The 14,939-nt window shown below is 63.6% G+C and carries 14 protein-coding genes and 1 pseudogene; 10 read left to right on the top strand and 5 right to left on the bottom strand.

All coding sequences use genetic code 11. The features are described from left to right. The first annotated feature begins 35 nt into the window (after positions 1–35). A complete protein-coding gene (locus tag Q9Q79_RS01995; RefSeq protein ID WP_076739822.1) occupies positions 36–923 on the top strand; it encodes an HNH endonuclease signature motif containing protein in 888 nt (295 codons plus the stop codon). Positions 924–931: 8 nt separating this feature from the next. Here the strand turns inward: Q9Q79_RS01995 and Q9Q79_RS01990 are convergent. Next, positions 932–1,281: pseudogene (locus Q9Q79_RS01990) on the bottom strand (integrase core domain-containing protein); the annotation flags it as partial. On the opposite strand from Q9Q79_RS01990, the gene Q9Q79_RS01985 reads away from it, so the two are divergent. From Q9Q79_RS01985 to Q9Q79_RS01975, 3 genes are all read left to right on the top strand, one after another. Beyond that, positions 1,281–1,484: an ATP-binding protein gene (locus tag Q9Q79_RS01985; RefSeq protein WP_224481893.1), complete on the top strand. Its 204-nt coding sequence runs from the start codon at positions 1,281–1,283 to the stop codon at positions 1,482–1,484. The pseudogene Q9Q79_RS01990 and the gene Q9Q79_RS01985 overlap by 1 nt on opposite strands. Positions 1,485–1,745: 261 nt before the next feature. Continuing rightward, positions 1,746–3,107 carry a hypothetical protein gene (locus Q9Q79_RS01980; RefSeq protein WP_201862344.1) on the top strand — a complete coding sequence of 454 codons (1,362 nt, stop codon included), beginning with the start codon at positions 1,746–1,748 and terminating at the stop codon, positions 3,105–3,107. 61 nt (positions 3,108–3,168) lie between these two features. Then, positions 3,169–4,017 (top strand): DNA adenine methylase, encoded by an 849-nt coding sequence (locus Q9Q79_RS01975; RefSeq protein WP_180856280.1) that lies wholly within the window; start codon positions 3,169–3,171, stop codon positions 4,015–4,017. 782 nt (positions 4,018–4,799) lie between these two features. Here Q9Q79_RS01975 and aceE read toward each other — a convergent pair. Beyond that, positions 4,800–7,487: a pyruvate dehydrogenase (acetyl-transferring), homodimeric type gene (aceE, locus tag Q9Q79_RS01970; RefSeq protein WP_201862348.1), complete on the bottom strand. Its 2,688-nt coding sequence runs from the start codon at positions 7,485–7,487 to the stop codon at positions 4,800–4,802. 568 nt (positions 7,488–8,055) lie between these two features. On the opposite strand from aceE, the gene Q9Q79_RS01965 reads away from it, so the two are divergent. Together Q9Q79_RS01965 and Q9Q79_RS01960 are read left to right on the top strand one after the other, a co-directional pair. Further along, positions 8,056–8,616 carry a PadR family transcriptional regulator gene (locus Q9Q79_RS01965; protein ID WP_012478969.1) on the top strand — a complete coding sequence of 187 codons (561 nt, stop codon included), beginning with the start codon at positions 8,056–8,058 and terminating at the stop codon, positions 8,614–8,616. A 59-nt stretch (positions 8,617–8,675) separates the two neighbouring features. Continuing rightward, the gene (locus tag Q9Q79_RS01960) at positions 8,676–9,473 is read left to right on the top strand and encodes a siderophore-interacting protein (protein ID WP_201862350.1); all 798 of its coding nucleotides are present in this window, start codon (positions 8,676–8,678) and stop codon (positions 9,471–9,473) included. A gap of 93 nt (positions 9,474–9,566) precedes the next feature. Here the strand turns inward: Q9Q79_RS01960 and Q9Q79_RS01955 are convergent, their stop codons facing one another. Next, entirely contained in the window at positions 9,567–10,388 is an 822-nt protein-coding gene (locus tag Q9Q79_RS01955) for a hypothetical protein (RefSeq protein WP_165711204.1), read from the bottom strand. Between the two features lie 209 nt (positions 10,389–10,597). Here Q9Q79_RS01955 and Q9Q79_RS01950 point away from each other — a divergent pair, with 209 nt between their 5' ends. Continuing rightward, entirely contained in the window at positions 10,598–10,999 is a 402-nt protein-coding gene (locus Q9Q79_RS01950; RefSeq protein ID WP_201862352.1) for a hypothetical protein, read from the top strand. A gap of 176 nt (positions 11,000–11,175) precedes the next feature. Here the strand turns inward: Q9Q79_RS01950 and Q9Q79_RS01945 are convergent, their stop codons facing one another. After that, a complete protein-coding gene (locus Q9Q79_RS01945; RefSeq protein WP_005407837.1) occupies positions 11,176–11,883 on the bottom strand; it encodes a YceI family protein in 708 nt (235 codons plus the stop codon). Between the two features lie 86 nt (positions 11,884–11,969). Then, complete coding sequence (locus Q9Q79_RS01940; protein WP_005407836.1) at positions 11,970–12,560, bottom strand: malonic semialdehyde reductase; 591 nt, start codon at positions 12,558–12,560, stop codon at positions 11,970–11,972. A gap of 126 nt (positions 12,561–12,686) precedes the next feature. Here Q9Q79_RS01940 and Q9Q79_RS01935 point away from each other — a divergent pair, with 126 nt between their 5' ends. The 3 genes from Q9Q79_RS01935 (at position 12,687) to Q9Q79_RS01925 (ending at position 14,930) form a co-directional block, all read left to right on the top strand. Next, the gene (locus tag Q9Q79_RS01935; protein ID WP_049417673.1) at positions 12,687–13,646 is read left to right on the top strand and encodes a mitochondrial fission ELM1 family protein; all 960 of its coding nucleotides are present in this window, start codon (positions 12,687–12,689) and stop codon (positions 13,644–13,646) included. Positions 13,647–13,799: 153 nt separating this feature from the next. Continuing rightward, entirely contained in the window at positions 13,800–14,030 is a 231-nt protein-coding gene (locus Q9Q79_RS01930; protein ID WP_005407834.1) for a hypothetical protein, read from the top strand. Between the two features lie 48 nt (positions 14,031–14,078). Next, complete coding sequence (locus Q9Q79_RS01925; protein ID WP_201863673.1) at positions 14,079–14,930, top strand: DUF2145 domain-containing protein; 852 nt, start codon at positions 14,079–14,081, stop codon at positions 14,928–14,930. The last annotated feature ends 9 nt before the right edge of the window (positions 14,931–14,939 follow it).

Here is a 14,939-nt window from a genome sequence, read left to right as displayed (position 1 = left end):
TCCTGGGCACTTAGCTTCTGGGACAGGGATCTAGGATGGAACTCCCATTCGAGGTGGGCGCGCTCTACAACCGTCAAAAGCAGATCCACGGTGTATTTGGCGGGCAACAGCAAGGCGGCATTTCGACACCCAAGGAGCATCCGCTAGTCATCGCGTTCACTGGCGAGGCCGGCGTATCTCACGGCTACCATGACTTTTGGGACGACGACGAAGTCTTTCATTACTTCGGCGAGGGTCAAGTCGGAGACATGAAGTATGTGGCGGGCAACCGAGCGATCGGCGAGCACGTCAAAGATGGCAAGACGCTCGTGGTATTTCAGATGATGGGCAAGGGGCGGCCCTACCGGTACCTTGGCAGGTTCATGTGCCAGTCCTCCTACGTGCAACCTGGCACGCCAGATCGAGAAGGGCAGCTTAGATCTGCGATCGTGTTCCGGTTGAGATCATTGGAAGCCTCGCTGGGCCTTGCGGCAAGTGAGAAGGACCAGGCTGAGATCGATGCCGCGATCGATGACGTCGGCGCGACCAGCGCAAGGCGCGAAACCGAAGTGCGGACGAAGCAGCGTCTGTTCCGTGAGCGGCTGATTGGCGTTGAGAAGGGCTGCCGGCTCACCGGCATTGAGGATCTGAGATTTCTCCGTGCGAGCCATATCAAGCCCTGGGCGGACTGCAGTCACAGCGAACGCGTGGATGGGGAGAACGGTCTTCTACTGGCTCCCCATGCAGACCTGCTGTTTGATCGCGGGTGGATAAGCTTTTCGTCGACCGGTCGCCTGCTAGTTTCTAGCAGCCTACCGCTCGAAGTCCAAGATCGGCTCGGTCTGAAGTTGGATACATCGCTTCGGCATGGAATTTTCTCAACGAAGCAACTTGGCTTCTTGGAATTCCACCGAGACGTTGTTTTTGTGAACCACCCCCGATAGCAGGGCCATCAGCTGGTAGAGATTTCGCCCTCTTTTGGCGCCGGGGAATTCGCTTGGGACCCGTGTTCTCGGGCGAATTCCGCAGGGATTTTCCATGCGAGTGCACTGTGGGGGTGCTCCTCGATGTAGAAGCGCCCCCACGCTTCGATTTTGCTCCTTGCATCGGCCAGCGACAAGAATCAATGGTCGTCCAAGCACTCCTGCCGCAGTTTGCCGTTGGAGCGCTCCACCATCGCATTGTCCGTCGGCGTACCAAGCCGGGAGAAATCCAGCGCCCGCCGTTCTCACAAGTCCAGCGGTCCATCACCTTACCGGCAAATTCACTGCCGTTGTCCACCTTGATCGCGTCCGGCCTGCCTGTTCAGCGACCAGCCGCGCCGCCGGCGGCAGCGTCCCTTTCGATCACCGCACCACAGTGTGAGTGCGGCGGCGCTGGTCGGCTGTGAGCTAGCGAAGAGGATGCAACTAGGGCAAACACAATGCAGCACACGGACCAGTACGCCCGCTGAGCCAGCTGCAACGCCCCCCCTCTCCTTTGATGCTGGAGGTGCCCCTCCATAACAGCATGTTCGGGCCAGTCTTGGCCTATCAAAGAACCTGGGCCTGTCATGCAGGAGGTCTCGAAGCGAGCGGACCGGGTCAATCAGCATCTGGAAAGCGGCAAAACCCAGCTACCAGAGAGCTCTAGGGGGCACTTTACGCGGCGGGGAAGTACAGGCAAAGTCAGCCTGGTGTAAAGGGCCAGGCCAAAGATCTAAGATTGGCAAGCTTAAAGGGACGATCAGGTTGAGGTTAGTCGTCAATTGAGCCATCTCCAGCGCCGTGGACTATTTCGAGTACAAGGGAGTTTCGAATATGGGGCATAGAACCATCACCGTCGGTGTGAGCAAGTTGCTACTGGACCGCACAAACGCCCGACACGATGCGATGGACAACGAACCAGAGATCATCGCGCAACTATTGCGTCGTGAGAAAGCTGGGGAGGTAGCCAAGAGTATCGCCCAAGCAGGTGCATTGAATCCCCTAGAACGGATCGGCGTCATCGCTCATCCAGCGATTAAAGACGCGTACATCGTCCTCGAGGGCAATCGCCGCGTCTGCGCCCTAAAGATGCTACATGACCCGGACAAAGCACCCGATGCCTTCAAGAAGAAGGTTTCGGACTACAAGCTGAAGGGACAGCCGATTCCGAGTCGCATCGAAGTGGTGCTCTTTGACAGCGAAGAGGATGCCGAGCCTTGGATTAGCATGCGTCACCGCGGCGAGGATGGCGGAAAGGGCCTGCGCCCATGGGGTGTAGCAGCCAAAGCACGGCACGCCGAAAAGGCAGGTGGCGCCACAGTCAACCAGTTAGCGGCCGGGCTTATAGATCACGCATTGAAGGCTGGTCTTATTACTCAAGAGCAGTACGAAGAATTGCCGATCACGACCGTGACGCGTTACTTAGGGAACCCCATATTTCGCCATACCTTGGGACTAGCCTCCAACAAGGCGCTAGATTTGGATGTGCCCCAGGATGAGTTCGACACTGGTTTGAGGGTGTTTCTAGTCGACTCACTTCCCAAGAGCATGACCGGCAAAGAGCCTAAAGTGCATTCTCGCTCCCGTTCAGCAGATTGGAAATCCTACGCTCAAGATCTGAGCAGCCGTGGGCATGCCCCAAAGACGCGCCTTCCGCAAACCGTACCTCTTAAGACCACCAAACCATCGGCTACCAAGAGGGCGCCACGGCTCTCGAATCCGGACAAGCGTACATCCATCGTAAATTCCGGATTCCGGCATAGCTTCAGCGCTGACAACATTCTCAGTCGATTGTTCCGTGAACTTCGCAGCATTGACGCCGACGAGCATTCTTTTGCGGCCGCCTATCTATTGCGTGCGTTCATTGAACGACTGACTAAGCTCTATGCTAAACGCCATCGCCTTGGGATGGAGGGAGATTTGCACAACGTGATTGATCGCTGTGTCAAGCACTTGGAAGTGCACTCAAGCGCGGAGCAAAAGGCTCTCAAGTCAGCCCTGCAACCACTGAAAGGAATGGTCTCGGATCGCTATTCGCGCACCTCGCCTGATTCGCTGGGAAGCTGGGTGCACGGCAGCACCATCCCTACTCGTGCCGAGATCAATCGACGCTGGGATACCTTGGAGCCTGGACTTGAACTGCTCGCGAAAGGCTTAGCCTGACAGGCTGGCCAAGTGAGCTCACTTCGGCTAGATTCTTAGTCCCACACGAAGGTCTGCGGCCATGCCAGTCACTGACTCCCCCCTACGCTATCCGGGCGGGAAAACCCAGCTTGCGCCTTTTGTAATAGAAATTCTTCGCGAGAATGAGCTGTTCTATGGGTCCTATATCGAGCCATTCGCTGGCGGATGTGGAATTGCCTGGAAGCTGCTACTTGACGGCTATGTGTCGCAAATCCACATCAACGACATCGATCCGTCGATCTACGCGTTTTGGGCATCAGTACTGCGCAAAACAGACGAACTATGCGAGTTGATCGAAACCACACCTGTCACGATGGAAGTCTGGCATCAGCAAAAGGCCATCCAGCAGAATCGGCGCTCGCGACAGCTGGAACTTGGGTTCTCTACGCTCTTTCTGAATCGCACCAACCGTTCCGGCATCCTCAAGGGTGGTGTAATCGGCGGCAAAAAGCAGGAAAGCGCTTACCCGATGGACTGCCGCTTCAATAAAGCCGAGATTCTGCGGAAAATTCAGCGCATCGCTAAGTACCGTGACCAGGTGTCCCTGACGAAAATGGATGCTGAAGACTTCATCCTTAGCGCGTTGCCCCGCCTACCGAAGCATGCCCTAGTCAATATCGATCCTCCGTATTACAGCAAGGGGCGTGATTTGTACTGCAGCTTCTACAACCATGAAGACCACGTCCATCTCGCCAGAGCTATTCCCAGCATTAAGCAGCGCTGGATGGTTACGTATGACAATGCTCCCGAAATTCAAGAACTATATCGACGTTTTCCCAGCATCAACCTGAACCTCAACTATTCCGCTCAGATTAAGCGTGTAGGCGTGGAGTTGATGGTCATCGATCCCAAGCTAAAATTACCTCCGGTGATCCAACAAGCGGCATAGACGTTGTGGCACCAGCAGCCGTGCTTCTCGAAGCACGTCAAATAGACGATCGCGCCCCAGGGCGATCCCCGCCGCCTGTAGCTTCGGTTCAATCAGATGGTGCAGCTTGCGCGTACCCAACCGCGACTGACCCGCCCGGCAGTTGCTCACCGGCGCCGGTGCCGTGGCTTCAGCAGCATCTCGCCACTGATGGCGCTGCCCGGCCTGATACTACGCCTGCCGACTGATGCCAAAATGACGGCAAGCCCTTGCCACGCTTACGCCCTGGAGGCGCCCTTGCGCGAGGAATTGCCGGAAGGCTTTTTTTTTCGATTTTTAACCCCGTAATCCTCTTTGAGGACGTCCACGATGGCCTCAAAGAGCTGCGCCTTCTCGTTTGCCTCCCGCAACTAGACCCGCGGGGCCTTGATCTGTTGCTTTGGGGTAAGCGGCTTGGCCGCCCCGGCTTTGGGGACAGTGCTCATGGGAGGAAATGATGCTCCAGCCGCCCAGTCTTGCCGACCATGTCGGCGAAGCAAGGTAAGCACCGTGCTGCGATCTTGAATCCCATAGCGCTCCTGGGCCTTTTGTAGGTCAGCTCCCCGCGTTCGACCTGATCTACCACCGACAACTTGAAGGCCAGCGAGTAATCCCCCTGACTGCGCCTGATTGTTGATTTCATTGAACATTCCTTTTCCAGAGGGAAAAGGTGTCAACCCAATTCAGGACGGGTCAAGCAAAAAAGAAAAGGCCCGCTACGCGGGCCTTTCTTTACCTCTTGCAGCAAATCGATCCAGACCTAATCAAACCCCAACAGGATTAGCCTTCTCCGGATCAATCTTGTACTGTTTGATCGCCCGGGCCACATCCTTCGCGGTCATCTTCCCTTCCTTCGCCAGCGCCGCAATCGCGGCATGGGCGATGTAGTAGCGATCCACCTCAAAGAACCGGCGCAGGTTCGCACGCGTATCCGAACGACCAAACCCATCCGTACCCAGCACCGTGTAGCTCATCGGCACGAACGCGCGGATCTGGTCCGCATACGCACGCACGTAGTCAGTGGCGGCAATCGCCGGGCCCTGGCGACCTTCCAGCAGCTCGGTCACGTAGGCCTTGCGCTGCTCACCTTCCGGATGCAGGCGGTTGGCACGCTCCACGTCGAAACCATCGCGACGCAGTTCGTTGAAGCTCGGGCAGCTCCAGATGTCGGCGGTCACGCCGAAGTCCTTGTCCAGCAGCTCGGCAGCGGCAATGGCTTCGCGCAGGATGGTGCCCGAGCCCAGCAGCTGCACGCGCAGCTCGCCCTTCTTCGGCTTGCCGGCGTCGGTCAGCAGGTACATGCCCTTGACGATGCCTTCGGCCGCGCCTTCCGGCATTTCCGGGTGGGTGTAGTTCTCGTTCATCAGGGTGACGTAGTAGTACTCGTCCACCTGGTCTTCCATCATGCGCTTGGTGCCGTGCTGCAGCACCACGGTCACTTCGAAGCCGAAGGTCGGGTCGTAGCTGCGCACGTTCGGGATGCCACCGGCCACCAGATGGCTGAAGCCATCTTCATGCTGCAGGCCTTCACCGTTCAGCGTGGTGCGGCCGGCGGTGCCACCCAGCAGGAAGCCGCGGGTACGCATGTCGGCGGCCTGCCAGGCGATGTCGCCCACGCGCTGGAAGCCGAACATCGAGTAGTAGATGTAGAACGGCAGCATCGGCACGTTGCTGACCGAGTAGCTGGTACCGGCGGCCATCCACGAGCTGATCGCACCCGGCTCGCTGATGCCCTGCTGCAGCACCTGGCCGCTCTGGTCTTCGCGGTAGAACATCAGCTGGTCGGCGTCGACCGGCTTGTACTTCTGGCCGAACGGCGCGTAGATGCCGATCTGGCGGAACAGGCCTTCCATGCCGAAGGTACGCGCTTCGTCGGCCACGATCGGCACGATGTGCGGGCCCAGTTCCTTGTCGCGCAGGGTGATGTTCAGGCTCTGCACGAAGGCCATGGTGGTGGAGTAGCTGCGCTCGCCGCTGCTCTTCAGCAGGCGTTCGTAGGCTTCCAGCTTCGGCGCCACGAAGGTCTTGTCGGCCTTGCGGCGGCGCTGCGGCAGGTAACCACCCAGCGCGGCACGGCGTTCCTGCAGGTACTGCACTTCCGGCGAATCCGGGCCGGGGTGGTAGTACGGCACCTGGCCGTCGGCCAGCTGCGCGTCGGTCACCGGAATGTTGAAGCGGTCGCGGAAGTGGCGCACCGCTTCGTCGTCCAGCTTCTTGGTCTGGTGGGTCGGGTTCAGTGCTTCACCGGCGCTGCCCATGCCGTAGCCCTTCACGGTCTTGGCCAGGATGACGGTCGGCATGCCCTTGGTGTTCACGGCCTGGTGGTAGGCGGCGTACACCTTGTGCGGGTCGTGGCCACCACGGTTCAGGCGCCAGATGTCGTCGTCGCTCAGGCCGGCGACCATCGCTGCGGTTTCCGGGTACTTGCCGAAGAAATGCTCGCGGGTGTACGCGCCGCCGAAGGCCTTGCAGTTCTGGTATTCGCCGTCGACGGTTTCCATCATCAGCTTCTTCAGGACGCCGTTGGTGTCCTTGGCCAGCAGGGCATCCCAGTAACCGCCCCACAGCAGCTTGATCACGTTCCAGCCGCCGCCACGGAACACGCCTTCCAGTTCCTGGATGATCTTGCCGTTGCCGCGCACCGGGCCGTCCAGGCGCTGCAGGTTGCAGTTCACCACGAAGATCAGGTTGTCCAGGCCTTCACGGCCGGCCAGCGCGATGGCACCCAGGGTTTCCGGCTCGTCGCTCTCACCGTCGCCGATGAAGCACCATACCTTGCGGTCGGACTTCTCGATCAGGCCACGGTTTTCCAGGTAGCGCATGAACTGCGCCTGGTAGATGGCAGCCAGCGGGCCCAGGCCCATCGACACGGTCGGGGTCTGCCAGTAGTCCGGCATCAGCCACGGGTGCGGGTACGAGGACAGGCCACCGCCGTCCACTTCCATGCGGAACTTGTCCAGCTGCTCTTCGCTGATGCGGCCTTCCAGGAAGGAACGCGCGTAGATACCCGGGGCGCTGTGGCCCTGGATGAACAGCAGGTCGCCCGGGTGGTTTTCGCTCGGGGCGCGCCAGAAGTGGTTGAAGCCCACGTCGTACAGGGTGGCGCCGGAGGCGAACGAGGCGATGTGGCCGCCCAGGTCACCCGGCTTGCGGTTGGCGCGGACCACGGTGGCCATCGCGTTCCAGCGGATGATCGAACGGATGCGCCATTCCAGCTCGGCATTGCCCGGGCTCTTGGCCTCGAACTGCGGTTCGATGGTGTTGACGTATTCGGTGGTGGGAGAGAACGGCAGGTAGGCGCCCGAACGACGGGTCAGTTCCACCATGCCTTCCAGCAGCTGATGCGCGCGCTCGGAGCCCTCGACATCAATAACGGCCTTCAACGACTCGATCCACTCCTGGGTTTCCACAGGATTCGGGTCGTTGTTCAGCACCTCGTTCAACCAGTTCATTAGCGCTCCCATAACCGCACGCACGCGCGCGACTGTTGTATAGATTTCTAGACCGCAAAGTGTAGCGCACCAAGGGCTTTCGTCACTTGGCTACGCAGGCGTATGGATGCAACCGGCCAGTGTCCGCAAGGGGCTTGCCGGGCCCGCTGAAGGCCCTGCGGCGGGCCTTGGTGGCTGCGCGGGCTGTCGCTTGCGGGCCGCTGCGCCCATGTGCAGGACGCAGTGTTACCGCTGCCGATGACGGTTGTAGGGCAGCGCCATGCCCACCTGTATCGGCTGCGCGTGCCGGCGCTGAACCGGCGACAACGTGTCGCACCTGCCTCTGGATCGCCCCCCGCCCTGCCCTCAGGGTAGGCCTCGAGTGTTGGCCTCGCCCGCTTCGGTCCGCCGTCTGGCCCTGCCTCACTCCCTTCCACAGTGTTGCCCGGGGCGCCTCGCAAGGGGCGCCCCTTTTGCTGTGCGCGGGGCCGGCCGTGGCCCAAAACTGACCCGCTTGTGGCCGGATCGGTGATTGTCGTCTTCGACATATCGATATATCGTTTGCACACTCGTTTACCGATATATCGAAATGAGCCGTACCGCTTCTCCCAGAGCCCGTTCCACCCATCCGGAAGTGCCGCGCCGCAACGGCCAGCCGCGGGTGCTCAGCCGCGGCGACCTGCGCCTGCTGGTGCTGGCCCTGATCGGCGAGCAACCCCGTCATGGCTACGAGCTGATGCAGCTGATCAGCAACCAGTTCATGCAGGCCTACACGCCCAGCGCCGGCACCATGTACCCGCTGCTGACCAGCTTCGAGCAGGCCGGCTGGATCGAGGCCGAGGAAGTGGACGGGAAGCGGATCTTCCGCATCACCGCCGCCGGCGAGTTCGAGCTGAAGGTGCAGCGCACCCAGGTGCGCCTGGCGCAGCGGCGTGCCTTCGACCGCGCCCGCGAGATCACCAAGGCCTCGCTGCCGCCGCCGCTGGCCACGGCCCTGCGCGAGTTCAAGCGGGCGCTGGTGCATCACCACGGCCGCTGGGCCGAGGGCGAAGCGGAAGAAGTAGCGGCGCTGCTGACGCGGGCGTCTGCCCTGCTCAACGGTACGGCCGGTAGCGAGAGCCCACCCATTTCAACGACCCAGCCAGACTGACTCCAGCCAGGTCTCCCCTACGCCGCGCGCCCCCGCGCGACACCTTTGCAGGTAACCCCATGACCGAACACAACAACACGCGCCTGCGCCTGGATGTGCGCTTCCGTGAACTGACCGTGCTGCGCTCCGAAGAGGTCACCCCGCACATGCGCCGCATCGTGCTGGGTGGCGCCGAGCTGGCCGGTTTCGATTCGCCCGGCGCCGACGACCACATCAAGCTGTTCTTCCCCAACGCCAGCGGCGAGATGGTGCTGCCGGTGCTGACCGCCGAAGGCCGCAGCTATCCGGCCGGAAAGGAGCCGTCGCCGGCCCGCGACTACACCCCGCGCTGGTGGGACCACGAAACCGGCGAGCTGGCCATCGACTTCGTGCTGCACGACCAGGGTATTGCCGGGCCGTGGGCCGAGCGCGCGCAGCCGGGCGACACGCTGGTGATCGGCGGCCCGCGCGGCTCGTTCGTGGTGGCCGACAGCTACGATGCCTATGTGCTGATCGGCGATGAAACCGCGCTGCCGGCCATCGCCCGCTGGCTGGACGTGCTGCCGGACGGTGCCGAGGTGCAGGCCTTCATCGAAGTGAGCGACGAGGCCGAACGCCAGGACCTGCCGCAATACGAGAATGTGCGCATCCACTGGCTGGAGCGTAATGGCTTCCCGGCGGCCACCAGCACGCTGCTGGAAGACATGCTGACCGACTTCGAGGCCCCGGACGGCGACGTCTTCTACTGGATCGCCACCGAATCGCGCCGCGCACGGATGATGCGCAAGTTCATCGAAGGCCACCTGGGCGTGCCACGCGACTGGATCCGCTCGACCGGCTACTGGAAGGCCCACCCGGACGAAACCGACGGCGATTGATCCAAAGACGGTGGGTGCGGCCCCTCCTTGGTAGGTGCGGACCGTTGGTCCGCACGCCCTGCAACAGGTAGTGCCGGCCGCTGGCCGGCAACCTCATGAACCTTCGGCAGGAACCCGCAATTGCCGGCCAGCGGCCGGCACTACCACCTGCTGCGCCCACCCGAACCGCTGCGCGGCCCAGATCTCCAGCGCCACCAGCAGCGCGATGACCAGCAGCGGCAGCAACAGCCCGAAGTACACGCCGGGCATCATGCCGTTGATCTGCGCCTTCACCAGCCGCAGCACACCACGGGTGTGCAGCAGCTCATCCACATGCATGGTCAGCGCCTCGCGCACCACCTTGGGCTCCAGGCCCACGGTGCCGGCCTTGTCCACCAGCGTGTCTTCCACCATGCCGCGCAGCAGGCCTTCGCGCACCTTGCCGATCACCCAGCCGGTGCCGCGCGCCAACGGGCCGTTGCCAAGACGATCCAGGCCGGGCAACGGATGTTCGCTGAGGTAGGCCGATGCGATGGTATCGGCCACGTCGCCCACCGTGCCCTGGCTGCGCAATGCCTCGCGCATGCGCGGGTCGTCCAGCGAGTCGGTGAAGCCTTCGCTCCAGCCTTCCACCAGGGTCTGCAGGTGCGGTTGGAAATAATCGAGCTGCTTGAACAGCGCGCGGTGCGCACCAGCAGTAAAGCCCAGCTGCAGGCCGAAGAAGGCGGTGGCCAGTGGCAGCAGCACCACGTAGCTGGCCAGCAGCCAGTGATGCCAGCGCTTGCGCCGCTGCAACCACCCCCGGCGGTGCAGCCCGCGCCAGGCGAAGATGCCCAGCACCAGGCCAAGCAACGTGCCGAGCACGCTGCCGCCCAGCAGATCGAGCACGCTCAGGCCCGACCAGAATTCGTTCAACCAGTACTGCGTGTCCTGCATGGGTCTTCCTTCCGTGGGTGCGGCTGCGCCTGAAACGCCAGCCAGGTAGAGTCGACTGTTAGTCGACTACCGCGCGCAGCGCGGGGGTTTCCGGCATCGCGCCAAGAGCAGTCGACTAACAGTCGACTCTACCAAACGGAAGACCGCCGCTCCGGAACACGCCAAGCAATGCGACAATCGCGCTCCTTTCCTGCAGCAACGAGGCCCACATGGCCAAACTGACCCTGGCCAGCGTGGATGCGCTGCGTACCCGCTTCACCGATGACGCCGCCTGCGATGTGGCGCTGGCCGCCTTCGCCGACACCGTCGTACTGCGCGCGCCGCTGCGCGAGCTGGTGGCGGCACAGCACCGCTACCTGCAGGCCGAATTCGAAGTGGCCCAGGTGGCCGATGTACTGCGCCGCGACCAGAAGTACGCGCCGGCGGGCCGGCCGTCGGTGCACATCGTGCAGCTGCGCAAGCAGCAGGCCGCGACCAAGCAGGCAGCGCTGATCGCACGCCAGGTGGTGGCGCAGGCCGCACAGACGTTCGTGCGCGTGAGCGGCATGACGGTGAAGGCCAAGCAGAGCCCGAGCGAAGCGTGCGTGGCATGGTTGGGCGCGTTGCGCTGAGAGATTGTGCGGACCAACGGTCCGCACCCACCAGACGCAGGTTGGCGTCTACCGGGTAGTGCCGGCCGCTGGCCGGCAACCCCATCGGCATCGGGCACCTCGCATGCAGAGCCCAAAAAAGAAGGCCCGCTTTTCAGCGGGCCTTCTGCCTTCTCACGACGAGTGAGTTGGATGCATCAAGCCGCCGGCTTTTCGCCGGTGGCTTCGGTGGTGATGCGGATCTTCACTTCATCGCTGACGTTCGGGGCATACGCGCCGACGCCGAAATCGCTGCGCTTCAGGGTGGTGGTGGCATCGAAGCCGGCGGCCGGAACCTTGGCCATCGGGTGCTCGCCGCCGCCGTTGACGGTGACGTCCAGGGTGACCGGCTTGGTGATGCCCTTGATGGTCAGGTCGCCGGTGACGGTCAGCTTGTTGGTGCCGGCCGCTTCCACCTTGGTGCTCTTGAAGGTGGCATCGGCGAACTTGGCGGCGTCGAAGAAGTCGGCGCTCTTCAGGTGCTCGTCGAACTTGGCGGTGAAGCTGTTCAGGCCGCTCAGCGGCAGCTTCACTTCCACGGTGGACTTGGTCACGTCTTCGGCGTTGTACACCAGGGTGCCTTCGACGTTGCCGAAGTGCGCGCTCGGGTTGGAGAAGCCGAAGTGGCTCCACTGGGCCAGCACGTCGGTGTGGGTCGGGTCCAGCTTGTAGGTGCCCGAGGCGATCTTGATCGCTTCGGCGGCCGGCGCAGCGGCGGCGGCATCGGCAGCCGGGGTGGCGGCCTGCTCGGTGGTGGCCGGGGCGGCGGCATCGGCGGCCGGGGCAGCGGTGTCGGCCGGCTTGGAGCAGGCGGCGATGGCCAGGGTCAGGGCCAGCGGCAGCAGCAGTTTACGGGTGGCGCTCATCTCAGGAACTCTCCGGATCGTAGGGTGGGTACACGGTGCAGCAAGAGCCCGCCGCGGGACGGCGGGCCCGAAACCGATACAACGACTTACGCGATGCGCGCCGCTTCGTCGAACGACAGGCGCGGCAGACGCGGGAACAGGCCCGCCGGGTCACCGTAACCCAGGTTGACCAGGAAATTCGACTTGATCGAAGTGCCGGCGAAGAAGGCTTCGTCGACCTTGGCCGGGTCGAAGCCGGACATCGGGCCGGCATCCAGGCCCAGCGCGCGTGCGGCCAGGATCAGGTAGGCGCCCTGCAGGCTGCCGTTGCGGAGGGCGGCTTCGTGGCGGCCTTCCTGCGGGCCGTCGAACCAGGCCTTGGCATCGGTGTGCGGGAACAGGTACGGCAGCTTCTCGTGGAAATCCAGGTCGAAGCCGATGATGGCGGTCACCGGAGCGGCCATGGTCTTGTCGTGGTTGCCTTCGGACAGGGCCGGGGCCAGCTTGGCCTTGGCTTCCTTCGAGGTGACGAAGACGAAGCGGGCGGGCGTGGTGTTGGCGGCGGTCGGGCCCCACTTCACCAGGTCATACAGTTCCTGCAGCAGGCTGGCCGGGACCGGCTTGTCGAGGAAGGCGTTCTGGGTGCGGGCAGTACGGAACAGCTGGTCGAGGGCAGCAGCGTCGAGCGCGTGGGACATCGTTGGATCTCCAGGGCGGCTAAGGGAAGTCAGTGCCCGCGGGCGGCGCGGGGCGAAACGACGAGCCGCAGTGTAGAGTGTCGCGACTGTTGCAACACCCAGCAGGGCTGAAACGAATTAATGCCAATGGTGAAACGATCGAGCGCGCCATGGACGGTCACTGACGGCCGTGCGGGCAATGTCCGCCAGGCGGTCGCGCTGGCCTCGGCGCTGCGCCAGGGCACCCACCGACCGCTGGTCCTGCAGCCCCGCGCACCCTGGCGCTGGCTGTCGCCGCGGCGCCTGCCGGGTGATGTGAACGGCTATGGCGAGGCTTTCGCGTCATTGGCTGCCGAGGCCCCGGCGCTGGCGATCGGCTGTGGCCGCCAGGCCGCCGGCGCACTGCGCGTGCTGCGCGCACGTGGCAGCCAGGTGGTGCAGATCCTCGACCCGCGCATCGGCGCACGCCACTGGGATGTGGTGGTGGTGCCCGAACACGATGCCCTGCGTGGCAGCAACGTGCTGACCCTGCTCGGCAGCCTCAACCCGGTGGACGACGACTGGCTGGCCTGGGGCCGCGCCGCGTTCGCCGGCTTCAGTACCTTGCCCGGCCCGCGCACCGCGTTGCTTGTCGGTGGACCGACGCCGCTGGCGCCGTGGGATGAAACGGCGATGGTGGGCGTGTTCCAGGCGCTGGCCGGGCAGATCCGCAGCGAAGGCGGCAGCCTGCTGGCGACCACCTCGCGGCGCACGCCACCGGCATTGGCCGAGATCCTGCGCGCGACGTTCGCCGACCTGCCGCACGTGATCTGGGGCGATGGCGGCGACGGTACGAATCCTTATGGCGGCCTGCTCGGCTGGGCCAACCGCGTGGTGGTCTCGCCCGATTCGGTGAACCTGCTGTCTGAAGCCTGCGCCACGCGCATGCCGGTGATGGTGGCGCTGGCCGAGACTGCGCAGGGCCGGCTGGCACGCTTCCAGCAGCAGCTGCGCGAGCGCGGGCGGCTGCAGGCGCATTGGCTGGACTGGCAGTACGACCGCATCGAACCACTGCGCGAGACCGCGCGGGTGGCCGCGGAAGTGAAACAGCGTCTGGCATTGGGGTAGTGCCGGCCGCTGGCCGGCAATGCTCTACGCGCTACCGAAGATCCTGACGTTGCCGGCCAGCGGCCGGCACTACCGGGTGCGCAGCATTTTCTGAACATTTCGATCCGACTGTGCGGTTAGAGTCCAGCGTCCCCCATCACGCTGAACGTCTTCATGCGCACCCTGCTCCTGCTGCCCCTGGCCCTGCTCGCTGCCTGCTCCACCACGCCCACCGAGCTGGATCCGATCTCGTATCAATGCCAGCAGCAGCTGGACGCGTACCGCGAACAACCGGCGCTGCGCGATCCGAAGACTGGTCAGCGCCCGCCGCTGCCGGTGGCCCCGATCAGCGACGCCTGCGACAAGGAACTCCAGCGCAAGGGCCTGGACCGCCCGTTGCGCTGACCGGCGTATGATCGGCGCGCGGGCCTGCCCGCCGTTGAAGGTACCGACATGGATCGTTTTTCCCGCCTGCCCCGCGCCGTGCTGCTGATCGCCAGCCTGCTGGTGACCGCGCCCGCTTGGGCCAACAGTTCCGAGTGCCGCGAACGCTACCCGAGCGTGGCGTCGCAGGCGGCGATGCTGGACGTGGCCTGGACCACCGCCGAACGCCTGGACGCGCTGCCCGATGTGGACGTGGTGGTGGCCGCGCGCGGTGGCCAGGACCTGAGCCGCTACGGCCTGCGCCACAGCCACCTGGCCTTCCTGCTGCGCGAGGACGACGGCCGCTGGCGCGCGATGCACCTGCTCAACCGCTGCAAGACCGACAGCTCGCAGCTGTACCACGAGGGCCTGGGCAACTTCGTCGGCGAGAGCGGCGGGCATACCGACCTGCGCATCGGCGTGCCGTCGGCGCCGCTGCGTGCTGCATTGAAGGCGATGCTGGTGTCGCCGTCGATCCAGCCCAAGGCGCTGCACGAGACCAGGTACAACGTGGTCGCCTACCCGTTCGCCACCGACTACCAGAACTCCAACCAGTGGGTACTGGAGGTGCTGGGCGCGGCGATGGCGCAGGCCGATGGCGCACCGGCCATCGTCAAGCGCGAACAGGCCCAGCAATGGCTGCGCCAGCAGAAGTACCAGCCCAGCGTGCTGCATATCGGCCTGGGCAAGCGCGTGGGTGCACGCCTGTTCATTGCAAACGCCACCACCACCGACCACCCCGCCGGCGAACGCATTTCCGGCAACTATTCGGTGGTGACGGTGGAATCGGTATTCGACTTCCTGCACCAGCGCAGCCAGCTGCAGCAGGAACTGGTGATCCCCCATGTGCCGGTGGCCGGTGCTGCTGCCGCCACGCCCTGAATCCCGCGA

It is taken from the genome of Stenotrophomonas sp. a6 (genome assembly GCF_030913325.1).
In the GTDB taxonomy this organism is placed as follows: Bacteria; Pseudomonadota; Gammaproteobacteria; order Xanthomonadales; family Xanthomonadaceae; genus Stenotrophomonas; species Stenotrophomonas maltophilia.
Note: the sequence above shows the minus strand (reverse complement) of the source record. Positions and strands in the feature narration are given on the sequence as shown.